Annotated in this window: 20 protein-coding genes; 16 read left to right on the top strand and 4 right to left on the bottom strand. The window is 65.4% G+C overall.

Annotated elements, in window-relative coordinates; translation table 11 throughout:
- The first annotated feature begins 185 nt into the window (after nucleotides 1–185).
- Both RX327_RS14910 and RX327_RS14915 read left to right on the top strand, forming a co-directional pair.
- The gene (locus tag RX327_RS14910) at nucleotides 186–575 is read left to right on the top strand and encodes a DUF1236 domain-containing protein (protein ID WP_317250702.1); all 390 of its coding nucleotides are present in this window, start codon (nucleotides 186–188) and stop codon (nucleotides 573–575) included.
- A 201-nt stretch (nucleotides 576–776) separates the two neighbouring features.
- Nucleotides 777–1,838: a ketopantoate reductase family protein gene (locus RX327_RS14915; protein WP_050387009.1), complete on the top strand. Its 1,062-nt coding sequence runs from the start codon at nucleotides 777–779 to the stop codon at nucleotides 1,836–1,838.
- A 158-nt stretch (nucleotides 1,839–1,996) separates the two neighbouring features.
- Here the strand turns inward: RX327_RS14915 and RX327_RS14920 are convergent, their stop codons facing one another.
- Nucleotides 1,997–2,593 carry a thiamine pyrophosphate-dependent enzyme gene (locus RX327_RS14920; protein WP_317250704.1) on the bottom strand — a complete coding sequence of 199 codons (597 nt, stop codon included), beginning with the start codon at nucleotides 2,591–2,593 and terminating at the stop codon, nucleotides 1,997–1,999.
- Nucleotides 2,594–2,601: 8 nt separating this feature from the next.
- Nucleotides 2,602–3,162, bottom strand: coding sequence for a thiamine pyrophosphate-binding protein (locus tag RX327_RS14925; RefSeq protein WP_317250705.1), 561 nt, complete (start codon nucleotides 3,160–3,162; stop codon nucleotides 2,602–2,604).
- Between the two features lie 187 nt (nucleotides 3,163–3,349).
- Between RX327_RS14925 and RX327_RS14930 the strand changes: the two genes are divergently transcribed.
- The 4 genes from RX327_RS14930 to RX327_RS14945 all read left to right on the top strand — a co-directional run bounded on the left by RX327_RS14930 (nucleotide 3,350) and on the right by RX327_RS14945 (nucleotide 7,147).
- Nucleotides 3,350–4,315, top strand: a complete 966-nt coding sequence (locus RX327_RS14930; protein ID WP_050387007.1) for a Bug family tripartite tricarboxylate transporter substrate binding protein — start codon at nucleotides 3,350–3,352, stop codon at nucleotides 4,313–4,315.
- A gap of 3 nt (nucleotides 4,316–4,318) precedes the next feature.
- A complete protein-coding gene (locus RX327_RS14935; RefSeq protein WP_050387006.1) occupies nucleotides 4,319–5,215 on the top strand; it encodes an amidohydrolase family protein in 897 nt (298 codons plus the stop codon).
- A gap of 15 nt (nucleotides 5,216–5,230) precedes the next feature.
- Complete coding sequence (locus tag RX327_RS14940) at nucleotides 5,231–6,280, top strand: hydroxyacid dehydrogenase (protein WP_317250706.1); 1,050 nt, start codon at nucleotides 5,231–5,233, stop codon at nucleotides 6,278–6,280.
- Nucleotides 6,281–6,931: 651 nt separating this feature from the next.
- On the top strand, nucleotides 6,932–7,147 hold the full coding sequence (locus RX327_RS14945) for a hypothetical protein (RefSeq protein WP_028331505.1): 216 nt from the start codon (nucleotides 6,932–6,934) through the stop codon (nucleotides 7,145–7,147).
- A gap of 104 nt (nucleotides 7,148–7,251) precedes the next feature.
- Here the strand turns inward: RX327_RS14945 and ilvD are convergent, their stop codons facing one another.
- Entirely contained in the window at nucleotides 7,252–9,096 is a 1,845-nt protein-coding gene (gene ilvD / locus RX327_RS14950; protein WP_317250707.1) for a dihydroxy-acid dehydratase, read from the bottom strand.
- Between the two features lie 217 nt (nucleotides 9,097–9,313).
- Between ilvD and RX327_RS14955 the strand changes: the two genes are divergently transcribed.
- From RX327_RS14955 to RX327_RS14965, 3 genes are read left to right on the top strand one after another with little or no spacing between them, the layout of a single operon-like run.
- Nucleotides 9,314–9,871 carry a carboxymuconolactone decarboxylase family protein gene (locus tag RX327_RS14955; RefSeq protein ID WP_317250708.1) on the top strand — a complete coding sequence of 186 codons (558 nt, stop codon included), beginning with the start codon at nucleotides 9,314–9,316 and terminating at the stop codon, nucleotides 9,869–9,871.
- Nucleotides 9,872–9,875: 4 nt separating this feature from the next.
- Nucleotides 9,876–10,739: an SDR family oxidoreductase gene (locus tag RX327_RS14960; RefSeq protein WP_317250709.1), complete on the top strand. Its 864-nt coding sequence runs from the start codon at nucleotides 9,876–9,878 to the stop codon at nucleotides 10,737–10,739.
- Between the two features lie 16 nt (nucleotides 10,740–10,755).
- The gene (locus RX327_RS14965) at nucleotides 10,756–11,283 is read left to right on the top strand and encodes a VOC family protein (protein WP_317250710.1); all 528 of its coding nucleotides are present in this window, start codon (nucleotides 10,756–10,758) and stop codon (nucleotides 11,281–11,283) included.
- 5 nt (nucleotides 11,284–11,288) lie between these two features.
- On the opposite strand, the gene RX327_RS14970 is transcribed toward RX327_RS14965, so the two are convergent.
- Nucleotides 11,289–12,281, bottom strand: coding sequence for a LysR family transcriptional regulator (locus tag RX327_RS14970; protein WP_050387000.1), 993 nt, complete (start codon nucleotides 12,279–12,281; stop codon nucleotides 11,289–11,291).
- A 184-nt stretch (nucleotides 12,282–12,465) separates the two neighbouring features.
- Here RX327_RS14970 and RX327_RS14975 point away from each other — a divergent pair, with 184 nt between their 5' ends.
- The 7 genes from RX327_RS14975 (at nucleotide 12,466) to RX327_RS15005 (ending at nucleotide 22,975) form a co-directional block, all read left to right on the top strand.
- Nucleotides 12,466–13,398 carry an ABC transporter permease gene (locus tag RX327_RS14975; RefSeq protein WP_229191388.1) on the top strand — a complete coding sequence of 311 codons (933 nt, stop codon included), beginning with the start codon at nucleotides 12,466–12,468 and terminating at the stop codon, nucleotides 13,396–13,398.
- A gap of 70 nt (nucleotides 13,399–13,468) precedes the next feature.
- A complete protein-coding gene (locus RX327_RS14980) occupies nucleotides 13,469–14,494 on the top strand; it encodes a sugar ABC transporter substrate-binding protein (RefSeq protein ID WP_028331499.1) in 1,026 nt (341 codons plus the stop codon).
- Between the two features lie 241 nt (nucleotides 14,495–14,735).
- Nucleotides 14,736–16,868: an ABC transporter permease gene (locus tag RX327_RS14985; RefSeq protein ID WP_317250711.1), complete on the top strand. Its 2,133-nt coding sequence runs from the start codon at nucleotides 14,736–14,738 to the stop codon at nucleotides 16,866–16,868.
- Nucleotides 16,868–17,989, top strand: coding sequence for an SMP-30/gluconolactonase/LRE family protein (locus tag RX327_RS14990; RefSeq protein WP_050386998.1), 1,122 nt, complete (start codon nucleotides 16,868–16,870; stop codon nucleotides 17,987–17,989). Before RX327_RS14985 ends, RX327_RS14990 begins: the two co-directional genes overlap by 1 nt.
- An 11-nt stretch (nucleotides 17,990–18,000) precedes the next feature.
- Nucleotides 18,001–19,536: a sugar ABC transporter ATP-binding protein gene (locus RX327_RS14995; protein WP_317251259.1), complete on the top strand. Its 1,536-nt coding sequence runs from the start codon at nucleotides 18,001–18,003 to the stop codon at nucleotides 19,534–19,536.
- Between the two features lie 347 nt (nucleotides 19,537–19,883).
- Nucleotides 19,884–22,199: a bifunctional salicylyl-CoA 5-hydroxylase/oxidoreductase gene (locus RX327_RS15000; RefSeq protein WP_317250712.1), complete on the top strand. Its 2,316-nt coding sequence runs from the start codon at nucleotides 19,884–19,886 to the stop codon at nucleotides 22,197–22,199.
- Nucleotides 22,196–22,975 carry an SDR family NAD(P)-dependent oxidoreductase gene (locus RX327_RS15005; RefSeq protein ID WP_028331494.1) on the top strand — a complete coding sequence of 260 codons (780 nt, stop codon included), beginning with the start codon at nucleotides 22,196–22,198 and terminating at the stop codon, nucleotides 22,973–22,975. The genes RX327_RS15000 and RX327_RS15005 overlap by 4 nt, the downstream gene beginning before the upstream one ends.
- Nucleotides 22,976–22,983: the final 8 nt, after the last annotated feature.

Consider the following 22,983-nt stretch of genomic DNA (forward strand, 5'->3'; position numbering starts at 1 on the left):
ATTTCTGAATCTGAACCCAGGATGAATGCTGCTTCGGACATTGTCCGGAGCGGCATTTTCGTTCGTGCCGGAATCAAGCGAATTGCGCGCGGAACTGGAGTTGCGCGAGTTGCAGCGTTGGAACCGGAACGTTCTCGTCGCTTGCGATGTTGAGGGGGCATCGATCAATTCGGAGGAGGAGAATCATGAACAAGCGTTTTGCTGTGTCCCTTGTCGCTGCAGCGTCGCTGCTCGCATCCGGTTCGGCCTTCGCGCAGTCCACGACTGCGGCGGGCGCCGCGAACGGTGCGCGGGCCGGCGGCGAAATCGCGGGGCCCGTCGGCGAGATCGTCGGCGGCACGGTGGGTGCCGCGGTCGGCGCCGGCCTCGAGATCCCGAATGCGGTGATCACCTCGATCCCGCGCAACGAGCCGTCGGTGGTGGTGCGTGAACGCGTTGTCGTCGGCGAGCCGCTGCCGCCCACCGTTGTGCTCCGTCCCGTGCCGAATTACACCGAGTATCGCTATGCGGTCGTGAACGATCGCCGCGTGATCGTCGAGCCGCGCACCCGCCGCGTCGTCAAGATCATCGACTGATCGCGTCGAGACTTCTGACTACGAACATCCTCGCGGGCCCATCGTCCGCGGGGATTTTCGCGGGTCCCATGATTACCGGCATGGCACCGCCCAGCTTTTTCATGAAAGGACCGGTTGGCCTGACGCCGCGATCCCCTAGACTGGTCCGCAACGGATGGACGCAGCCAGCGTTCGTCTCAATCAAGAGCAGGGGATGGAAGCATGGGTCGGAAGATCGCGATCGTCGGCGCGGGTGCTGTCGGCGGCTACGCCGGTGCGCATATGGTGCAGGCGGGGGAGGACGTCACCTTCATCGACCCCTGGCCCGCGCATGTCGAGCACATGCGCAAGCACGGCCTGCGTGTCACGCATGCGATGGACGTCGCGGAATTCTCGGTGCCGGTGCGCGCACTCGATGTCACCGACGCGCAGCAATTGGCAAAGGAAAAACCGGTCGATATCGCCTTCGTCTGCATGAAGTCCTACGACACCGCCTGGGCCACCATGCTGATCCGGCAATATCTGGCGGCGGACGGTTATGTGGTGTCGCTGCAGAACTGCATGAACGAGGAAACCATCGCCGGCATCGTCGGCTGGGGCAAGACGCTCGGCTGCATCGCGAGCAGCATCACCGTCAATCTGCCGGAGCCGGGCCATATCCACCGCGGAGCCGGCAAGGGCGGCGCAGCGCACACCGTGTTTCGCGCCGGCGAGGTGCACGGCCGCATCACGGCGCGGGCGGAGGAAGTCTGCCGCCTGGTCGGTTATTCCGACAGCACCAAGGTCACCTCCAATCTCTGGGGCGAGCGCTGGTCCAAGCTCGTCGCCAACGTGATGGGCAACGGGCTCTCGGCCTGTACTGGTCTGGCGGGTGGCGAGGTGCTGCAAAGCGAGCCGCTGCGCCGCTTCTCGACGCGGCTCGGCAGCGAGGCGATCCGCGTCGGCCAGGCGCAGGGCTATCAGCTGGAAGAGATCCTGCACCTGCCGCCGGAGACCATCGCCCGCGCCGGCGAGGGGGATGAGGCCGCAGCGCGCGTTTGCGACGAGCAGCGCTTCAAGGATGCCAAGCGCACTTCATCCGCACAGCGTCCCTCGATGGGCCAGGACATGCAAAAGGGCCGCCGCACCGAGATCGAATTCCTCAACGGCCTCGTGGTCCGCGAAGGCGGGAAGCTTGGCATCGCGTGTAACGCCAATGCCGCGCTGACCGACATCGTCAAGCGCGTCGAACGCGGCGAGCTCGCGCCGGATCCGCGGCACATCACCGAGTTGAGGTTGAATTGAGCGGCCACAGCCGTCATTTGCGAGCGCAGCGAAGCAATCCATCTCTCCGCATGTGTGGAATGATGGATTGCTTCGCCGCTTCAGCGCAAAAATAGCTCTGCAATTTTGTCGCGAGCATCTCGCAGTGACGGATACGTAGGTTGCAGGCGCCTTCTTATCTAGAGCAGCTGCCGTACCCCCATCCCGTTCATGAACCGCTCGCGGATCTGCACGGGATCGCGCCGCGTCGTCCCGGTGCCGGGCTTGTCGTCGATGCGCACCCCGATCAGGGTCGGGCCGGAGGCCTGTTTCGACTGTTCGATCAGCCGCTCGAAATCGTCCTCGTCGGCGGCCCAGGAGCTGTTCGCGATCCCGCTGGCGAGCGCGATCGCGACGAGGTCGGCATGGCCGGCGGCCGGTGTCGGCTGCGCGCCGGTGATTTGGTAGATGCCGTTGTCCATCACGATCATCGTCAGGTTCTTCGGCTTCAGGGCTGCAATGGTCGACAGCGCGCCGAGCTGCATCAGCAGCGAGCCGTCGCCTTCGAGTGCGAAGACGTGGCGACCGGGCTGCGCCAGCGCCACCCCGAGCGCGATCGGAAAGGCGAGCCCCATGCTGCCCAGCATGTAGAAATTCTGCGGGCGGTGGCCGGCGGCCCAGAGATCGAAATTGGTGTTGCCGATGCCGCCGATCACGGCTTCCTCGTGCTTGAGCTTCGCGACGAGGCGCGAGGTGACGTCGAAGCGGTTCATGACCTTGGTGTTGCGCGCGTTCATGAGCGGCCTCACTTGTCGAAGACCTTGCCGCCCGTGAGCAGCGGGTTGAGGATCAACGCCACCGGCGCCTGCGTGGTGACGGCCTGCTTGATCGAGCGGTCCGTGATGAATTCGAGCTCGTCGAGCCGGGTAATGGTGTGGTGCTCCAGCGCCAGTGAATCGAGCACCGGGCGCATGGTCCGGCAGACCAGCGACTGGCCGTAATTGAACTCGCCGAGCGTGCCGCGCTCGGACACGAACATGATCAGCGGGATCTGGTAGGGCACCGCGAGCGAGGCCAGCACGTTGGCCAGCGTGGCAAAGCCGGAGGTCTGCATCAGCACCGCCCCGCGCCGTCCGCCCATCCAGGCGCCGGAGACGATGCCAACCGCTTCCTCCTCGCGGGCGGTGGCAAAGGTGGTGAAGAAGGTATCGGCGTGCAGGTTCTTGATCAGCGGCGTCAGCACGCGGTCGGGCACATAGGGCACGAGCTTGATCTCGTTCCGCTTCAGCGTCTGCAGCACGATGCCGTGCCAGCTGGTCGCCGACTGGCCTTTATCTTTGGACGAGGCTTGTTCCGCGGCCGCCATCCTGTTCTCCCTGCTCGCGCGACGCTGATGGCCGCTTGCCGCACGAAACTTGACGCGGTGCCTGCGATTGTCAACATGTCGCGGCCGCAACGCGATCTGCGGAATTCGGCCATCGCGGCGCCGAGCCAACGTGCGATACAGGCGTAACGAAAAAGGGACGGTAGCGATCAAGGGACGGGAGGCGTCGATGGCCGGATGGGTCTGGCGGACCGCCATTGCAGCGGCGGCCATGGTTGTGGCCGGCCTTGCGTCCGCGCAGCCGTTCCCGGCCAAGGCGGTTCACATTCTCGTTCCATATCCGCCCGGCGGCGGCGTCGATGTGCTGACGCGGACGCTCGCCGAAGCGGTGTCGAAGACCTGGACGCAATCAATCGTGGTCGAGAACCGGCCGGGCGCCGGCGGGGTGATCGCCTCGCAGGCGATCGCAACCTCCGCGCCCGATGGTTACAATCTGATCATGGTGGCGAGCGGCCACGCCACCAATCCGTTCCTTTATCCAAAGCTGCCCTACGACACGTTCAGGGATTTCTCGCCGATCTCGCTCTTGGCGTCGTCGCCGAACGTGCTGCTGGTGCGCGCGGATTCGCCGTTCAAATCGGTCGCCGACGTCATCGCGGCGGCGAAGGCGAAGCCCGGCAGCCTGTCCTTCGCCCATGCCGGCAACGGCACCTCGACCCATCTGGCCGGCGAGCTGCTCAACAATCTCGCCAAGATCGAGATCAGTGCGATCCCCTACAAGGGCGGTGCGCCCGCGATCAACGATCTGCTCGGCGGGCAAATTCCGCTGTCGTTCAACAACGGACCGGAATCGGTCGGGCAGCTGCAGGCCGGCACGGTTCGCGCGCTCGCGGTGACGACGGGCTCGCGTGCGCCGTTCCTGCCTGACGTGCCCAGCATGTCGGAGACCGTGCCGGGCTACGACACCGAGGTGTGGTGGGGGCTGCTCGGACCCGGCAACATGCCGGCCGACCTCGTCGTCAAGATCTCGCATGATTTCGTCGCGGCAGTGAACACCGATGCCGTGAAGGAGCGTCTCGGCAAGCTCGGTGCGATCCCGATCGGCTCCACGCCGGACAAGTTCGCCGCCAAGATCAAGGCCGACTACGACAAATGGGGGCCGATCATCAAGGCCGCCGGCATGAAGGCGGAATAGGACATGGCTGCGTCAGAGATTCCCGCCTGCCTGCCGCCGCGTCCGGTGACGCCGCCCAGAGACAAGCTACCGCCGAAGGCCTGCGATACGCATGCGCATGTATTTGGTCCGGCCGATCGCTTCCCCTATGCCGGCGATCGCAGCTACACGCCGCCGGACGCGCCGCTCGCGACCTATCTCGGCATGCTCGACGTGCTCGGTTTCGCCCGCGGCGTGCTGGTGCAGGGTAGCGCGCACGGCCACGACAATTCGGCGATGCTGGACGCGTTGCAGCGCGAGCCTGCGCGGCTGCGCGGCGTCGCGGTGGCCGATGCCGATGTGGCGGCAGGCACGCTGCGGCAATGGCATGTGCTCGGCGTCCGCGGCCTGCGCTTCAACCATTTCTTCCGCGGCGGACAGCTGCACTATCGCGGCGGCATTCCCTTGAGCGTTGCCGAGACGCACGCGGGCGTGATGACCGAGCTCGGCTGGCATCTGCAGCTCTGGATCGACGTGAAGGATTTGCCTGACACTATCCCGACGCTGAAGGCGCTTGGGTTGCCGGTCGTGGTCGATCACATGGGCCGCACCGATGCTGCCGCCGGCATCAACACCGCGGGCTTTCAGAGCCTTTTGCGTGCGGTGGACGAAGGCTGGTGCTGGGCCAAGCTGTCGGGCGCGCATCGCCTGAGCCAGCGAGCCCCTGATTATCCCGATGCGCGGCCGTTCCACGAGGCACTGGTCGCAGCCAATCCTGAACGGCTGGTGTGGGGCGGCGACTGGCCGCATCCGCGGGTCGAGGGCGAAATGCCCGACGCCGGCCATCTGCTGACGCTGTTCCAGGAATGGACGCCGGATGCGGCGGCCCGGCACCGCATCCTCGTCGACAATCCCGCACGATTCTATGGCTTCCCAAACTGAAAGCTGTCCGAAGACATGACCGTCAACAACAAGCGCGTCTTCTACGTCAAATACCTTGCCAATCCGATCTACATCGACATTCTGAAGGCGCGGCCCGACGTCCGGCTCGATCGTCTGGAGAACGAGACGCCGGAGGCGACGTTCGCGCCCGTCCTTGCCGACGCGCATGCCTATCAGATCGGTGCGGCCCGCGATGAGCTGGCGCCGCATTTCCATGCCCATGCCGAGTTGTTGAAGCGCGCGCCGAATCTTCTGATCGTGTCGTCGAATGGCGCGGGCTTCGATCCTGTTGACGTCGAGGCCTGCACGGACGCGGGGGTGCTGGTCGTCAACCAGTCCGGCGGCAATGCCCATTCTGTTGCCGAGCATGCGCTGGCGATGATGTTGACGCTGTCCAAGCGCATCATCCAGTCGGATCGCCGCCTGCGCCGCGAGCGCGACGTCAACCGCAACGAACTCGTCGGCAACGAGGTGAAGGAGAAGACCGTCGGCATCGTCGGTCTCGGCAATGTCGGCCGCCGCATCGCCGAGCTGTGCAGGGGCCTCCTGCACATGAAGGTGATCGCCTACGATCCCTATCTCACGGCGGATGAGATGGCGGAGCGGGGCGGGGAGAAGGTCGAGCTCGACGAGCTCCTGCGCCGCGCCGATTTCGTCTCGATCTCCTGCCCGCTGAACAAGGGCAGCCGGAATATGATCAGCGTGCGCGAGTTCGCGCTGATGCAGTCGCATGCCTATTTCATCACCACGGCGCGCGGTTTCATCCACGACGAGAAGGCGCTGGAGGAAGCGCTGCGCGACAAGCGCATTGCGGGTGCCGGCCTCGACGTCTGGTCCAAGGAGCCTCCGCCGCCGGAGCATCCGCTGCTCCAGTTCGACAACGTGCTGGCGAGCCCGCACACGGCAGGGGTCACCATCGAGGCGCGCCAGAACATGGGCCGCATCGCCGCCGAGCAGGTGCTTGATGTGCTCGACGGCAAGCGCCCGCCGCGCATCATCAATCCCGAAGTCTGGCCGGTCTACGCAAGACGGTTCGAGAAGGCGTTCGGGTTCATGCCGGGGTAGGGTCAGGCCTGCCCTTGCGGGGGCCGCGGCTGCGCGCGGCCAAAAATATCGAAAACAACCCCATGCAAAGGAGCTGGCGGCTGCCGGCGTTCGAGCAGGCAACTTGACGCGTCGGGCAACTCAGGGGTACATTTCCAATATTCAGAAATCGTGCAGGCGCCGGCCCTGCGGGAGAGATATACCGCGGGGGAGGGAACTGTTCCGCGGGTGCGTCCCTCACGCAAGCGGCCAGCCGTGCGAGCGTTGTTGCGCGGGCAAAAACACCGGAGAAAATCTCCTTCGTTGCAGCCTCGATCGAGGCAATAAACCCACTGCCGAACGACCGCCTCGCAACACGTCCGTTGTTATTTTCCCTGAGATATCGACGGCTTAGCCCGAAATCGCCATTTTCCGTCTGTGCCCGACCATTCCGGGCACGGAAGGAAGACATTCATGCGACAGGTCCAGTCATTGCTCCGCAACGCGCCCGCCAAAATCGGCCGCCGTCTTGCACAGATCGTCGCGATCGCTGCCGCCAGCCTGCCGCAGGCCGGCGCGTAGTCTTCCCGCTGCGAACAGTCGCACACGTACCAGCCGAATTAACTCACCACCCTTTCGTGTTAGTGCTAGCGTGGTACCCCCGGGCTCTGCCGGTGCAGCAGGGAGGGTTCCATGTCACGCTTCGTCGTTCATTTCATGAAAGACGTGCTCGGCGGCAATGGCCGCGAGCGCGAGGTTTGCCAGGGTGCGCTTGAGATCGACGCCTCGAGCGAGGGCCAGGCCACCGAGATGGCCAAGGTCAAGTTTTGCCAGGAACAATCGCTGTGCGACTGGTCACTGCATGCCGACCGCATCCGGATCGAGGCGGCCGACTTGCACGTGAGCTGACGTCGGCGCCTCGTCACCACCGCGGGTAAGCCGAGCCGAATCGGCATCGGAAGTTCACCTCTCCCGTGGGAGAGGTGAAGCGGCTGTGGCCGAACGGTTGCCGATCACTCCGGCAGGATGCGAACCGCACCCTTGGCCGCGCTGCTGGCGAACGCCGCATAGGCCTTCAGCGCGGTCGAGACGGCGCGCTTGCGCGACGCCGCCGGCTTCCAGGCCGCATTGCCCTTGGCCTCCATCGCTGCGCGGCGGCGCTTCAACTCGGCATCGTCGACCGCGAGGTTGACCTTGCGGTTCGGGATATCGAACTCGATGATATCGCCTTCCTCGACGAGGCCGATCAGGCCGCCTTCGGCGGCTTCCGGCGACAGATGGCCGATCGACAGGCCGGACGAGCCGCCGGAGAAGCGGCCGTCGGTGACGAGCGCGCAGGCTTTGCCGAGGCCCATCGATTTCAGGTAGCTGGTCGGATACAGCATCTCCTGCATGCCGGGGCCGCCGCGCGGGCCCTCATAGCGGATCAGCACCACATCGCCGGCCTTCACCTTGTTGCCAAGGATGGCTTCGACCGATGCGTCCTGGCTCTCGAAGATGCGGGCCGGGCCCGAGAACTTCAGAATGCTCTCGTCGACGCCGGCGGTCTTCACGATGCAACCGTCCTGTGCGAGGTTGCCGTAGAGCACGGCGAGGCCGCCGTCCCTGGAATAGGCGTGCGCGGCGTCGCGGATGCAGCCCTTGGCGCGGTCGAGATCGACCTCGTCGAAGCGGCGGTCCTGGCTGAAGGCTTCCTGGGTCGGCACGCCCCCCGGCGCGGCGCAATAGAAGTTGCGTACCTTGTCGCTTGTGGTCCGCACCACGTCCCAGCGGTTCAGCGCATCGTCGAGCGTTGCGGCATGCACGGTCGGCCCGTCGGTCGTGAGCAGCTTGGCGCGGTCGAGCTCGCCCAGGATCGCCATGATGCCGCCGGCGTGATGCACGTCCTCCATGTGGACGTCCTGCACCGAGGGCGCGACCTTGCAGAGCACCGGCACCTTGCGCGACAGGCGGTCGATATCGGTCATCGTGAACGGCACTTCGCCCTCGCGCGCGGCGGCCAAGAGATGCAGCACGGTGTTGGTCGAGCCGCCCATGGCGATGTCGAGCGTCATCGCGTTCTCGAACGCCTTGAAATTGGCGATGTTGCGCGGAAGCACGCTGGCGTCGTCCTGTTCGTAATAGCGGCGGACGAGATCGACGATGGTGTGGCCGGCCTCGACGAACAGGCGCTTGCGGTCGGCATGGGTGGCGACCACTGAGCCGTTGCCGGGCAGCGCGAGCCCAAGCGCCTCGGTCAGGCAGTTCATGGAGTTGGCGGTGAACATGCCCGAGCAGGAGCCGCAGGTCGGGCACGCCGAGCGCTCGATCACCTTGACGTCGTCGTCGCTGACCTTGGAGTCGGCCGCCGCGACCATGGCGTCGATGAGGTCGACGGCGCGCTTCTTGCCCTTGAGCACGACCTTGCCGGCCTCCATCGGGCCGCCCGAGACGAACACGGCGGGGATGTTGAGCCGCAGCGCGGCCATCAGCATGCCGGGCGTGATCTTGTCGCAATTGGAGATGCAGACGAGGCCGTCGGCACAGTGGGCGTTGGCCATGTACTCGACGCTGTCGGCGATCAGCTCACGCGACGGCAGGCTGTAGAGCATGCCGTCATGACCCATGGCGATGCCGTCGTCGACCGCGATGGTGTTGAACTCCTTGGCGACGCCGCCGGCCTGCTCGATCTCGCGGGCCACGAGCTGGCCGAGGTCCTTGAGATGGACATGGCCGGGCACGAACTGGGTGAAGGAGTTGACGACCGCGATGATCGGCTTGCCGAAATCGGCGTCCTTCATGCCCGTGGCGCGCCAGAGGCCGCGGGCACCCGCCATGTTGCGGCCGTGGGTCGTGGTGCGGGAGCGATAGGCTGGCATGGTAAATCCTTCTCAAATCCTTGGGCCAAGGCGATTTTTTAAGGGAGTTGTCGCTCCTTATGCCTGCCCGTGGACGCGGATTCAAGCGCGGAACCGCATGGCTGAACCCCGCAATTCGGGCAATGTCGAGCGGGTCGGCTTGATCTCGGCCGGCCCGGTGCATTAGCTGGTCGAGCGACGGCAAGAACAACGAACAAGCGAAAAAAGGGAGAAACGCGTGGCAAGGCTGCCCCTGATTGATCCGGAGACGACGAGCGGCGACATCCGCGCCTCGTTCGACCGCATGCCGGTCAAGCTGAACATCTTCCGCATGATGGCCCACGCCGAGGCCAACATGATCCCGGCGATGCGGCTCGGCAATTCGATCCTGCACAAGCAGAAGCTCTCGTCCGTCAACCGCGAGCTGCTGATCCTCCAGGCCGCGCAGCTCGAAGGCGGCGCCTATGAATGGCGCCAGCACGTGCCGATCGCGCTCGGCGTCGGCTGCACGCAGGGACAGATCGATGCCGTAGAGCGCGCAGATTACGACGATGCTGCACTCAACGCAGCCGAGCGCGCGCTGCTTCGCTTCGGCCGCGAGGTGGTCGAGAAGGTCCGCGTCGGCGATGCGGCCTTTGCCGCGGTGCGCGAGCACTTCAGCGACCAGGAGATCGTCGAATCCATCGTCGCGCTCGGCTTCTACATGATGATGGCCCGCCTCACCGAGGCGACTGAAACCGATCTCGACCCCGCAGCCGGCATGAAGGTCTATGACGGCGGCAAGAAACAGGGCTGATGGGATGTCGGAGATTTCGCAAGAGGCCAAGCAAGACACAAAGCCGGACCGTTATGTCCGTCCGCCGAGCGCGGAATCGCTGGGCGAAGCGCCGGGCAGGGGGCGTCTGACAGGGCGCCGCATCCTGATCGTCGGCGGCGGCCAGCGCGTCTTCGACGCCGCCACGGACCCGATCGGCAACGGCCGGGCCATGAGCATCCTGTGCGCACGCGAAGGTGCCAGGGTCGCGGTCGCCGACCTCAACGGCGCCTCGGCCGAGGACACGGTTGCGCGCATCGCTGCTGATGGCGGCCGCGCCTTCGCGATCGCCGCCGATGTCACCAAGGAAGCCGACGTCATCAGGATGATCGACGAGGCGCATCGCACCATGGACGGGCTCGACGGCATGGTGCTGAACATCGGCACCTTCGGCAAGGTCGGGCTCGACGCGATCAGCCCGGACGAGTGGAACAGGATCTACGACGTCAACGTCCGCGGCCCCATGCTGTGCTGCCGCGCCGCGTTGCCGAGATTCGACGATGGCGGCGCCATCGTCTTCATCTCCTCGATCGCCGCGCTGAAGGCCGGCTCGCAGATGGCGGTGTACGATTCCTCAAAGGCCGCGCTCGGCGGCCTCATGCGCAACATCGCCCATCTCGGGTCGCGGCGCGGAATCCGCGCCAATCTCGTCTATCCCGGCCTCGTCGATACGCCCAATGGCCGCGAGGCCGGCGCCGGGCGCCCCAGCCGCGGCAAGGGCCATGTTCCCTTCGGCCGCCAGGCGACCGCATGGGAGATCGCCTATGCCGTGCTGTTCTTCCTCTCGGACGAAAGCGTCTACGTCACCGCGCAGACCCTCGCGGTCGATAGCGGGCTCAGCGGTTTGTGAGCGGCGGGGAGGGCGCATGAGTGCATTGTTCGGCAAGGTCTGTCAGAACGGCTACGTCGTTCGCGACATCGATGCGGCGCTGAAGTTCTGGACCGAGACACTGCGGGTCGGGCCATTCTTCCTGATCCGCTCGGTCAAGACCGATTGGTTCCGCCATCGCGGCCAGGATTCCGCCGTCGAGATGAGCATCGCACTGGCCAATTCCGGCGATCTCCAGATCGAGCTGATCCAGCAGCGCAACGACGCGCCTTCGCTGTATTTGGATTTTCTGGCGCGCCACGGCGAGGGCCTGCAGCACATGTCGTACTGGAGCACGGACTACCAGTCGCTCTACGACCGCGCCATCGCGGCAGGCTTCACAGTCGGTCATGAAGGCCAGATCGGCGGCCCCAAGGGACGCTTCGCCTATTTCGACACCGCCGGCCATGCCGGCACCGTGATCGAGATCTCAGACGTCTCGGGATCGAAGGGGCGGTTCTTCGAGAAGATCAGGACCGTGGCCGCGACTTGGGACGGCTCGGACCCGATCCGCGTGGTGGGCTGACGCGGCTATTCGGCGGCGAGGCTGGCCGGCGCCGGATATCCCACGCGGGGTCGCATCTTCGCGCGCCCGTTCCTGCGGCCGAACTGGCTGCCGGCCAGCAGCGCCGCGGCGGCGCGCAACTGCTCGCGCAGCCATTGATTGGTGGTGTCGTCCTCGGCGGTGGCGTGCCAGTAGAGATAATTGACGTGCGGACTGATCGGGAACGGGCAGGGGAAGCACTGCAGCAGCCCGGGATCTTCCAGCACGGAGGCGGCGCTCTCCGAGGCGGTCAGCAGCATGTTGCTGCGGCTCACGACGTGGCAGGCGGTTGCGAAATTCTGACAGGTCAGGCGAACAGTGCGGGTCAGGCCGAGGCGCTGGAGCTGAAAATCCTCGAACGACAGACCGCTGCGCCGCGATGTCACGCAGACATGCTCCATGCGCAAATAAGCCTTCTTGTCGAGCCGGGTGCCGAGCTCGGGGTGGCCGCGCCGCGCGAACACCGCGATATGTTCGGTCAGGATCTGCTCGCGCCGCACCTCCGCCGACAGCGGCAACAGCGTATCGATCGCGACGTCGAGGGTGCCGGCGGCAAGCTCGCGCTCGAGATTGTTGCGCTCGCTGCGCACGGTGGCGATCTCGACCAGCGGCGCCACCGTGCTGATGCGGTTGATCAGCGCGCTCAGCATCGGCGCCTCCAGATTGTTGCGCAGCCCGATCACGAACCGCTTCGGCGTCTGCGCCGGATCGAACCGGTGGGTGTGGGTCAGCGTCGTCTCGAGGCCGTTGAGCGCCTGGCGCACCGTGGTGATGATCTGCCGCGCCAGCGGGGTCGGCGTCATCACGTGGTTGCGGCGCACGAACAGCGGATCGTTGAACATCGCGCGCAGCCGGCTCAGCGCGTGGCTCACCGCGGGCTGGGTCAAATTGAGACGGAAGCAGGCGCGGCTGACGCCGCCCTCGGAATAGATCGCGTCGAACACGACGAACAGGTTCAGATCGACGTCGCGTACATGCATGGAAATGATCAATCCGTATCCGTCGAATGCATTTGACGAATACTAATCGGCACTCTTAAAGTCTCAAGCAAAATAATACCTGGAGGAAACGATGAGCGTGCAATCGCCATCGCGCGGCGTTGCTGTCCCTGCGGCATCATCTCGCCTGGGAGCAATGTTTGCGAAGCCGAGTCAGGAGCAGATCGTGCTCCTGATCACCATCGCGCTCCTGATCGTGTTCGGCCTGACGCTGAACGGCTTCGCCACCGTCTCCAATCTCCTGAATTTGTTGCGGAGTATTTCTATCCTCGGCGTGCTCGGCCTCGGGATGGGACTGATCGTGATCAGCCGCGGCATCGACCTCTCCGAGGTCGCGATCATGGCGGGGTCCTGGGCGATCGCGCTGATCTACATGCAGAACGGCATGCCTGTTTTCACGGCAGTGCTGCTGGCGCTGGCGGTCGCGGTGCTGATCGGCGTCGTCAACGGCGTGATGGTCGCCTTCGTCGAGGCGCCGGCGCTGTTCGTGACGCTGGCTGCCGGTTTCGTGATCTATGGCCTCGCCTTCTGGATCGCGCCGGCCTGGGTGGTCTATGCGCCGAAGGATGCGCCGGGCCTGATGTATCTCGGCGCCGGGCGGCTGTTTGGCATCCCGGTTCCGATCCTGGTGTTCGCGGCCTGTGCAATCGCGATGCATTTGTTCCTGTCGCGCACCTCGATCGGCCGCTTCATCTATTCGCAGGGCGACAATCCGGAGGCAGCGCGGCTGACCGGCGTCGCGCTGCGGCCGCTGATCGTGCTCGAGCACGTGCTGGTTGCACTGCTCGCCTGGATTGCGGGCCTGGTCTGGGTCGGCACCACGGGCAGCATGCAGATGGCGATCACCCAGGGCACCATGATCTTCGATGTCGTGCTCGTCGTCGTGATCGGCGGCATCAGCCTGATCGGCGGCCGCGGCAGCGTGTTCAGCGTCGTGGTCGGCTGCATCCTGATCGGCACGCTGCTCAACGCCTTCACCATCATGGACGTCAACAGCGAGGTGCAGAACATCATCAAGGGCGTGGTGCTGCTGGCCGCCATCGTGCTCGACAACTGGCTGCATCCCCGCGACGAGGAGACCGCGCGGCAAGGCGACTGAAACAGGGCGACTGAGCCGGCCGCCGCGCCAAATGAATCAATCAAAAGAAATTGCTTTGTGGAGGGAGACGATGAAGACGACGACGAAATTCTGGACGATCCTGCTAGCCGGCGTGACGCTGGCCGCGATGCCGTTTGCGGCATCGGCGCAGGAGGAAGGCACCAAGACCGCCCGCGAGCTGCGTGCGGTGTACGACAAGGCGCTGCAGGGCAAGACGATCGCCTATCTGCCGATCGCGCTCGGCGTGCCGCTGTCCGACGAATGGGGCCGGGTGGTGCAGGAAGAGGCCGAGTGGCGCGGCATGAAATATGTCGTGCGCGATCCCAACAACAATCCGTCGGCGATGCAGCAGGCCTTGACCGCGCTGGTCGATCAGAAGCCCGACGTGCTGATCGTGCAGAATCCGAGCGTCACGCTGTTGATGAAGGATCTGAAGCGCGCCGAAAGCCAGGGCACGCATGTGATCCAGATCAACATGTCCTCGAACTACAAGTCCGGCGCCTTTGTCGGCGCCGACTGGCGCGAGATCGGCAGGATGCTGGCGAACGAAGCCGTCAAGGCTTGCGGCACCGGCTCCGGCAAGTCGGGCAAGGTCCAGATCGTGCAGGGCGAACTGACCGCGGCCGCCAGTGTCGATCAGGTCGGCGGCATCATGGAGGTCCTGAACAAGGATCCGAACATCAAGGTGGTCTCGAACCAGGCCGCGAACTGGGACGCCAACACCGCGCTCAACGTCACCGCGACGGTGATCCAGCAGCATCCCGACCTCTGCGCCTCGATCGGGTTCTGGGGCATCATGGAATCGGGCGCCGCGCAGGCGATCCGCAATGCCGGCAAGATCGACGATGTGAAGGTGTTCGCCTCGGGTGAAGGCTCGCAGCTGGATTGCGATCAGGTCAATTCGGGCAATTTCTACAAGTTCCTGAGCTACAAGGCGACCGAGCAGGGCCACGACCTGATGTTCGCCGCCGAAACCCTGCTGGTATCAGGCGAGAAGCCGGGCAGCCGCAATCTCGTCTATTACACGCGTCCGATCTGGCTCGATAAGTCGAACGCCTCGGGCGCCAACTGCTTCGCGCTACCCAAGAAAAATTAACAAGGCGCGGACAGCCGGCGCGGGGGGCATTCCCGCGCCGGCTGTATCAAAGAGCACGATCCGGCAAGGTGGAGCCGGTTTCCCTCCGACCGACGCGCAGCGTTCAAGGAGAGCGTGTTCATCAAGGGACGAGGTCGCGATGCGGTGGCCGATCGCGTCATGACCATGAGCATGATCCGGGAAGTGTGAGCCGGCTCTCCGCAAGATCGTGCTCAATCAAGAGGGTGCTTTGGCGATGTCGATGGCCGTTGATTCCTTTGCCGCGTCGGTGCGGCGGTTCTCACCCCGGCTCCTGCTGTCGGAGCTGTTGCTGAAACAGTGGTTCGAGCCGGTGGTTCCCTTCACCGTGATGATCGGGCTGTGGGCCTATTTCGCGCTCACCATTCCCGATTACGCCTCGGTGCAGAACTCGGTGTCGCTGCTGCGGCTGTTCGCCGAATTCGGCTTCGTCGCGCTCGCGATGGGCTTCTGCCTCGTCACCGGCGGCATCGACCTGTCGGTCGGCGCGATCTTCGCGCTGTGCAATTTCGCGGCGCTGTACTTCCTTTTGGTGCGCGAATGGCCGGTCGGCCTCGCGGTGCCGGCGACGCTTCTGGTCGGCGCGCTGCTCGGCAGCATCAACGGCTTCCTGATCGGCTTCCTGAAGACGCGGCCGTTCCTGACCACGCTGGTGACGCTGATCATCCTGCGCGCCTCGGTCAACCTGCTCAACACCAGCTACGCCCAGGTGTTCGCCACCAACTCGGTCGAGAGCGACGCCTGGGATTTCATCGGCGGCGGCAGCGTGCTCGGAATTCCCGTCAATGCGGCGACGCTGTTCGTGGTGCTGTTGATCTGCCACATCTTCCTGTCGCGCTCGCGCTATGGCTGGCATCTCACCGCGATCGGCGCCAGCCGCAAGGCGGCGCGCCACGCCGGCATCCGCGTCCGCGTGATGCTGTTCATGACCTATGTGCTGTCGGGAACGCTGTGCGCGGCGAGCGGCATCTTCTACGCCGCGCGGCAAGCCTCGACGGATTCCACCACCGGCGTGGGGTGGGAATTCCAGGCGCTGACCGCCGTCGTGCTCGGCGGGGTGTCGCTCGCCGGCGGCAAGGGCACGGTGTGGCGGGCGATGATCGGCGCGCTGATCATCTTCCTCCTGATCAACGGCCTCGTGCGGATGGGCATCCCGGGCTACGTCACCTCGGCGGTGACGGGCATGATCCTGCTCGCCGCCGTCGGCATCGACGTCAAATGGTCGAAGAACCGCGGCAAGGCGATCCAGAAGATCTATGTCAATCCGGCCTTCGTGCCGCTCGCCTCGGCGCCGGCGGTGCAGCCCGGCGCGACCTCGCCCTACGCGCAGAACGACCGGCTGATCAATGCGCAGGCGATCGGCGTCGATCAGGTCGAGGGGCCCGAGGACGTCATCCTCGACCGCCAGGGCCGGCTCTACGGCTCGACCCGCGACGGCAATGTGATCCGTTTCTCCGGGCCGAACTTCGAGACCCGCGAGGTGTTCGCCCATATCGGCGGCCGGCCGCTCGGCATGCAGTTCGATCGCGACGAGAATTTGATCGTCGCCGTCGCCGGCATGGGCGTCTACGGCGTCGCACCCGATGGTCGCATCTTCAAGGTCACCGACGAGACCAACCGCACCTGGTACAAGCTGAATGACGATTCCCGCCTGCGCATGGCCGACGACCTCGACATCGCACCCGACGGCAAGATCTATTTCAGCGACTGCACCACGCGCTACGAGATGACCACCAACACCCTCGACATCCTCGAGGGACGGCCGAACGGCCGTGTGGTCTGCTACGACCCCGCGACCAGGACCACGCGCACGGTGATCAATCACTTCTATTTCCCGAACGGGATCTGCGTCTCGCATGACGGCAAATCGATCCTGATCGCGTCGACCTCGCTGTGCAAGGTGTTCCGGCACTGGATCGACGGGCCGAACAAGGGCAAGACCGAGGTGCTGATGGACGAGCTGCCGGGTAATCCCGACAACATCAACCGCGCCTCCGACGGCACCTACTGGCTGGCGCTGGTCGGCATCCGCACGCCGACATTCGACCTTGCCGCGCGAAAACCCGGCTTCCGCCTGCGCATGGTGAAGCAGGTGCCGACCGACGAGTGGCTGGCGCCGGCGCTCAACCATGGCTGCGTGCTGAAGTTCAACGAGAAGGGTGAGGCGCTGGAATCGTGGTGGGACCCGACCGGCATCTCGCACTCGACCTTGACCTCGATGCGCGAGCACCAGGGCTATCTCTATCTCGGCGGGCTCGAGAACAACCGGATCGGCCGCATCAAGCTCGATGGCGTCGACGACAGCTGGACCGGCTACGATGCCTATTGGGGCGCAAAGAGCAGGGTGACGACGTAATGGGATTTTTCGATCATCTGCTGCGCGACGTCCGCAGCGTCATCGACCGCGACGGCGGCCAGAACGCGATCCCGCCGCTCGACGGCGCGCTGAGCCCGAACGACCGGCTCGACACCGCCACCCCGATCGGCGAGCCGCTGCCCGGCGTCGACGACGTGATCGCCGCCGCCGACGGCGCGGTCTATGTCTCGGTCGGACGCCGGGTGCTGAAGCTCGGCGGCAATGACTTGTCGATACGTATAGTCGTCGCCGAGTTCGAGGATGATGCCGGCGGGCTCGCGCTGCATCCGGACGGCCGCCTGCTGGTCTGCGTCGCGAGCAGGGGCCTTGCCGCGATCGATCCGGCGAAGCCCGATCCGCGCTGGCTGGAGGCCGCCGGCGGTGGCGCGCTCACGGGGCTGTTGTCGGTGACGGCGGCGCCCGATGGCCGCATCTATGCCGTCGAAGGCAGCGCCGGCCGGCGCCCGGGTGAATGGCGGCACGACCTGATGGAGAAGCGCGCCAATGGCCGGCTTATCGGCTGCGGCGCCGGGCTCGACAATCCGCAGGTGCTGCTGCGCGATCTGCCCTATCCCTATGGCGTGAGTGTTTCGGCCGACGGCAACAGCCTGTGGCTCACCGAGAGCTGGGCGCATCGCCTCAGCCGGTTCGCGCTCGGCGGCAACGGGCTTGGTCCGCGCGAGACCGTCGCCGCCAACATGCCGGGCTATCCGGCGCGGCTGCATCCGGACGGCCACGGCGGCATGCTGCTCGGCATCTTCGCCCGCCGCACCCATCTGATCGAGTTCGTACTCAAGGAAGACGATTTCCGCGAGGAGATGATGGCGACGATGCCGCCGGATTACTGGGTCGCGCCGGCGCTCGCCGGCGGCAGCGATTGCCTCGAGCCGATGCAGATCGGCAGCGTCAAGGCGCTCGGCATCCAGAAGCCGTGGGCGCCGCCGCGCTCCTACGGTCTGCTGGTGCATCTCGACGCCGAGGGCGATGCGACCGACAGCCTGCACAGCCGCGCCGGCGGCCGCTTCCATGGCATCACCGCCGCCTGCGCCACGCCATCGGGCGTCGTGATCGCGGCGCGCGGCGCCGGACGCCTGCTGCGCACTACGGGAGAGCTGCGATGAATGACGGTGTGATGCAGGCGGCCCCCGGCGCCAAGACGGCAGAGACCTCCGCAGCCCGCGAGCCGGTGCTGCGGATCACCAACGGCTCGAAAATCTATGGCGGCGTCCACGCCATCGAGGGCGTCAATTTCGACCTCTATCCCGGCGAGGTGCATGCGCTGGTCGGCGAGAACGGCGCCGGCAAATCGACGCTGTGCAAGGCGATCGCGGGCGCGATCCAGCTCACCTCCGGCGACTATCTGCTCGACGGCAAGCCGACCGGTTTCGAGCAGCCGCGCGACGCGCTCAATGCCGGCATCTGCATGGTCTATCAGGAGACCAGCCTGGTGCCGACCATGACCGCCGCCCAGAACATCGAGCTCGGCAACGAGAAGCTGCTGACGCGCTTCCGCACCCTGAACATCCAGGCCCAGCAGCTGTTGCAGTCGCTCAACTTCCACGTCGATCCGGCAACGCCAGTGGCGCTGCTCGGCACCGCCAAGAAGCAGATGGTGGAGATCGCGCGCGCGATCTACAACAAGGCGCGCATCATCATCTTCGACGAACCGACCGCGTCGCTGACGCCGGAGGAGATCGTCCACTTCTTCCATCTGGTGCGCGACCTGCGCGCCCGCGGCGTCTCGATCATCTACATCTCGCATGCGCTGGAGGAATCGCTGCAAATCGCCGACCGCATCACCGTGCTGCGCGATGGCAAGCTGGTGATCACGGCGCCGGCCAGGCAGCTCACCCGCGACGCGCTGGTGCAGCACATGGTCGGCCGCGAGGTGGCGCAGGCGGTCTATGGCGGAAGAGCGAAGACCCATCAACGCCGCGAGAAGGTGCTGACGGTCGAGAACGTCACCATGGGCATGGCGGTCAAGAACATGTCGTTCTCGGTCTATGCCGGCGAGGTGGTCGGCATCGCCGGCCTGATCGGCTCCGGCCGCACCGAGATCGCCAAGATCATCTACGGCGCGCTGAAGCGCAATTTGGTCAATGGCGGCACCATCCGGCTGCGCGGCAAGCCGATCCGCTACCGCGTGCCGCGGCAGGCGATCAATGACGGCATCGCCTACATCACCGAGGACCGGAAGGCCAACGGCTTCTTCGAGACCATGGTGGTCGACGACAACGTCTATATCGGCAGCCTCGCCACCGGAAAAGGCTGGAGCTTCCTGCTGTCGCGCGCGCGGCGCAGCAAGCTCGCCAGCTACTGGGTCGACCGGCTCAAGATCAGCGCATTGCAGCGCAAGGCCAGGATCATCGAGCTCTCCGGCGGCAACCAGCAGAAGGTGGTGCTGGCCAAGACGCTGGTGCAGGACCCCTCGATCATCATCTTCGACGAGCCGACGCGCGGCGTCGACGTCGGCACTATCCCGCACATCCACGGCGAAATCCGCCGTCTCGCCGACGAGGGCAAGGCGGTGGTGGTGATCTCGTCTTACCTGCCGGAGATTCTCGCCGTCTCCGACCGCATCCTGGTCGCCCGCACCGGCCGCATCGTCGCCGAGTTCGACGCGGCGGACGCGACGCAGGACAAGATCCTGTACGCCGCAGTGCATTGAGGGCGCAGTGGGTACGTCCTCGGCGTAGGGCGGATCAACGCAACGCGATCCGCCACCTTGCCACGCCTTCGACGGGCAAATCAGCAGCAACAAGTTCAGTGTCGTCCCGGCGCAGGCCGGGACCCATAACCACAGATTGTCATTGTTGTACGTTGCTGGAACGACGAGTCCCGTCGACAACATCTGCTGCGGCGTATGGGTCCCGGCCTGCGCCGGGACGACAGCGTGGGGTGCGGCGCCAACTCCCTTGACAATTATTTTAAGTATAAAATAATATCCACCGTCGGCTCCAGGGGGAATGTGCCTCGTCGGCACCCCCAACCCGCCGAAGCCAACGGGAGAACGCCATGCGTATCGTTTGCATTGGAGGCGGGCCGGCCGGGCTTTATTTCGGCATCCTGATGAAGATGCTGGATCCCGCGAACGTCATTTCGGTGGTCGAGCGCAACCGGCCTTACGACACCTTCGGCTTCGGCGTGGTGTTTTCAGATGCGACCATGGACAACATGCGCAAGTGGGATCCGGTCACTGCTGACACGATCGAGCAGGCCTTCAACCACTGGGATGACATCGAGGTCCTGATCAAGGGCCGGCGCATGCGCACCACCGGTCACGGCTTCGTCGGCATCGGCCGCAAGCGGCTGCTCAACATCCTGCAGGCGCGGGCCGAGGAGCTTGGTGTCGAATTGATCTTCGAGCGCGAGGTGAATTCCGATCTCGAATTTCCCGACGCCGATCTGATCGTGGCGTGCGACGGCGTCAATTCGAAGGTGCGCGTCAAATATGCCGAGACGTTCCAGCCCGACATGCTGATGCGGCCGAACCGCTATATCTGGCTCGGCACCGTCAGGCCGTTCGACGCCTTCACCTTCGACTTCCGCAAGACCGAGCACGGCTGGTTCCAGGCGCACATCTACAAGTTCGAGGAGGGCGCGGCGACCTTCATCGTCGAGACCACCGAGGAGGCCTATCTCGCTCACGGTCTCGACAAGATGGAGCAGGGCGACTCGATCGCGTTCTGCGAGAATGTGTTCGCGGAAATCCTCGAGGGGCATCATCTGGTCTCCAACGCGCGGCATCTGCGCGGCTCGGCCTGGCTGTCGTTCCCCAGGCTGATCTGCGACAAATGGACCGCGTTCAACGGCAACAGCCATGTCGTGCTGATGGGCGATGCGGCCCACACCGCGCATTTCGCGATCGGCTCGGGAACCAAGCTCGCGCTGGAGGATGCGATCGAGCTCACCAACCAGTTCAAGATCCACGGCACGACGCGGGACAGCATTCCCGCGGTGCTCAAGGCCTACGAGGAGCTGCGCCGGGTCGACGTGGCGCGGATCCAGAACGCCGCGCGCAACGCGATGGAATGGTTCGAGGTGGTCGGCTCGCGCTATGCCGACACGCTGGAGCCGGAGCAGTTCATGTATTCGCTGCTGACCCGCTCGCAGCGCATCAGCCACGAGAACCTGCGGCTGCGCGACAAGACCTGGCTCGAGGGCTATGAGCGCTGGTTCGCGGAGCGCAGCGGTGTGGCCGCGACCAACGACCGCGTCACGCCGCCGATGCTGACGCCGTTCCACATCCGCGGCCTGTCGCTTCACAACCGGATCATCGTCTCGCCGATGGCGATGTATTCGGCGAAGGAGGGTGTGCCGACAGACTTCCACCTGGTCCATTACGGCTCGCGCGCGATCGGCGGCGCCGGGCTGATCTTTACCGAGATGACCTGCGTTGGCCGCGATGCCCGGATCACGCCCGGCTGCGCCGGCCTGTGGAACGACGCGCAGGCGGCGGCCTACAAGCGCATCGTCGACTTCGTGCACCAGAATTCGCACGCCAGGATCGGCATCCAGCTCGGCCATGCCGGCCGCAAGGGCTCAACGCGCGTCGCCTGGGAAGGCATGGACGAAGCGCTGCCGGACCGCAACTGGCCGCTGGTGTCGGCTTCGTCAGTGCCTTATCTGCCCGACGGCCAGATCCCGGAGCCGATGAGCCGCGCCGAGATGGACGAGGTGCGCGACCAGTTCGTCGCCGCAGCCAGGCGCGCTGCGGCCGCGGGCTTCGATATCCTGGAGCTGCATTGCGCGCACGGCTATCTGCTGTCGAGCTTCCTGTCGCCGCTGACCAACCGCCGCACTGACGACTATGGCGGATCGATCGAAAACCGCGCGCGTTATCCGCTGGAGGTGTTCCGAGCCGTCCGCGCGGTGTGGCCGGAGGACAAGCCGATGTCAGTCCGCCTGTCGTGTCACGACTGGGCCGAGGGCGGCAACACGCCCGAGGATGCGCTGGCCTTCGCCAAGCTGTTCAAGGAGGTGGGAGCCGACCTGATCGACTGCTCTTCGGGGCAGGTCTGGGCCGACGACCATCCGGTCTATGGCCGGCTTTACCAGACGCCGTTCGCCGACAAGATCCGCAACGAGGTCGGCATCGCCACCATCGCGGTCGGCGCGATCTCGGAGGCCGATCACGCCAACTCGATCATCGCCGCCGGCCGCGCCGATCTCTGCGCCATCGCGCGGCCGCATCTCGCCGATCCGGCTTGGACGCTGCATGAGGCTGCGAAGATCGGCGTCAAGCAGATCGCCTGGCCGAAGCAGTATCTGTCGGGCAAATCGCAATATGAGGCCAATCTGGAGCGCGCCGCGGCGGGAGGGAAGGCATGACACGCTTCTGGCCCAACGCCCATGCGCTGGTGACCGGCGCCGGTTCAGGCATCGGTGCCGCGACGGCGATCGCACTCGCGGAGGCCGGGGTGCGCGTCAGCATCGCCGGACGCCGGATCGATGCGTTGAAGGCGACCGCGGCATCGCTCGGCAAGCACTCGGGCGCCGTGGTTTCGATCGACGTGACCGATGAGGCTGCGGTGACCAAAGGCGTCGCGCAGATTGAGGCCGAGGCGGGTCCGATCGATATCCTCGTCAACAATGCCGGCAAGGCCGGCAGCGCGCCGTTCGACAAGACGAACGCCGTGCTGTGGGCGGATATGCTGGCAAGCAATCTCTCCAGCGTATTCCTCGTCACGCACGCGGTGCTGCCCGGCATGGCGCAACGCGGCCGCGGGCGGGTGATCAACGTCGCCTCGACCGCGGGCCTTACCGGCTACGCCTACGTCTCCGCCTATGTCGCGGCCAAGCACGGCGTCATCGGCCTGACGCGCTCGCTGGCGCTGGAATATGCACGGCGCGGCGTCACCGTGAATGCGGTCTGCCCCGGCTACACCGATACGCCGCTGGTGGCGGATGCCGCCGCGAACATCGTCGCCAAGACCGGCCGCAGCGCGCAGGAGGCGCGCGCCGCGCTTGCCAAGGTCAATCCGATGCAGCGGCTGGTGACGCCGGAGGAGGTCGCCGACGCCATCCTCTGGCTTGCCGCCGAGGGCGCATCGTCAATCAACGGACAAGCCGTCGCGGTCGCCGGCGGCGAAGTCCTTACCGGGTGAAGGAACAC

Origin of the sequence: Bradyrhizobium sp. BEA-2-5 (assembly GCF_032918025.1) — a bacterium.
Taxonomy (GTDB): domain Bacteria; phylum Pseudomonadota; class Alphaproteobacteria; order Rhizobiales; family Xanthobacteraceae; genus Bradyrhizobium; species Bradyrhizobium pachyrhizi.

Excerpts from the sequence above, each read along its gene's own strand:
- RX327_RS14995 (WP_317251259.1), top strand. The coding sequence starts at position 18,001 with ATGCAGGCGGCCCCCGGCGCCAAGACGGCAGAGACCTCCGCAGCCCGC.
- RX327_RS14980 (WP_028331499.1), top strand. The coding sequence starts at position 13,469 with ATGAAGACGACGACGAAATTCTGGACGATCCTGCTAGCCGGCGTGACG.
- RX327_RS14935 (WP_050387006.1), top strand. The coding sequence starts at position 4,319 with ATGGCTGCGTCAGAGATTCCCGCCTGCCTGCCGCCGCGTCCGGTGACG.
- RX327_RS14985 (WP_317250711.1), top strand. The coding sequence starts at position 14,736 with ATGGCCGTTGATTCCTTTGCCGCGTCGGTGCGGCGGTTCTCACCCCGG.
- RX327_RS14925 (WP_317250705.1), bottom strand. The coding sequence starts at position 3,162 with ATGGCGGCCGCGGAACAAGCCTCGTCCAAAGATAAAGGCCAGTCGGCG.
- RX327_RS14990 (WP_050386998.1), top strand. The coding sequence starts at position 16,868 with ATGGGATTTTTCGATCATCTGCTGCGCGACGTCCGCAGCGTCATCGAC.
- RX327_RS14910 (WP_317250702.1), top strand. The coding sequence starts at position 186 with ATGAACAAGCGTTTTGCTGTGTCCCTTGTCGCTGCAGCGTCGCTGCTC.
- RX327_RS14915 (WP_050387009.1), top strand. The coding sequence starts at position 777 with ATGGGTCGGAAGATCGCGATCGTCGGCGCGGGTGCTGTCGGCGGCTAC.
- RX327_RS14930 (WP_050387007.1), top strand. The coding sequence starts at position 3,350 with ATGGCCGGATGGGTCTGGCGGACCGCCATTGCAGCGGCGGCCATGGTT.
- ilvD (WP_317250707.1), bottom strand. The coding sequence starts at position 9,096 with ATGCCAGCCTATCGCTCCCGCACCACGACCCACGGCCGCAACATGGCG.
- RX327_RS14970 (WP_050387000.1), bottom strand. The coding sequence starts at position 12,281 with ATGCATGTACGCGACGTCGATCTGAACCTGTTCGTCGTGTTCGACGCG.
- RX327_RS15005 (WP_028331494.1), top strand. The coding sequence starts at position 22,196 with ATGACACGCTTCTGGCCCAACGCCCATGCGCTGGTGACCGGCGCCGGT.
- RX327_RS14945 (WP_028331505.1), top strand. The coding sequence starts at position 6,932 with ATGTCACGCTTCGTCGTTCATTTCATGAAAGACGTGCTCGGCGGCAAT.
- RX327_RS14920 (WP_317250704.1), bottom strand. The coding sequence starts at position 2,593 with ATGAACGCGCGCAACACCAAGGTCATGAACCGCTTCGACGTCACCTCG.
- RX327_RS14940 (WP_317250706.1), top strand. The coding sequence starts at position 5,231 with ATGACCGTCAACAACAAGCGCGTCTTCTACGTCAAATACCTTGCCAAT.
- RX327_RS15000 (WP_317250712.1), top strand. The coding sequence starts at position 19,884 with ATGCGTATCGTTTGCATTGGAGGCGGGCCGGCCGGGCTTTATTTCGGC.
- RX327_RS14965 (WP_317250710.1), top strand. The coding sequence starts at position 10,756 with ATGAGTGCATTGTTCGGCAAGGTCTGTCAGAACGGCTACGTCGTTCGC.
- RX327_RS14960 (WP_317250709.1), top strand. The coding sequence starts at position 9,876 with ATGTCGGAGATTTCGCAAGAGGCCAAGCAAGACACAAAGCCGGACCGT.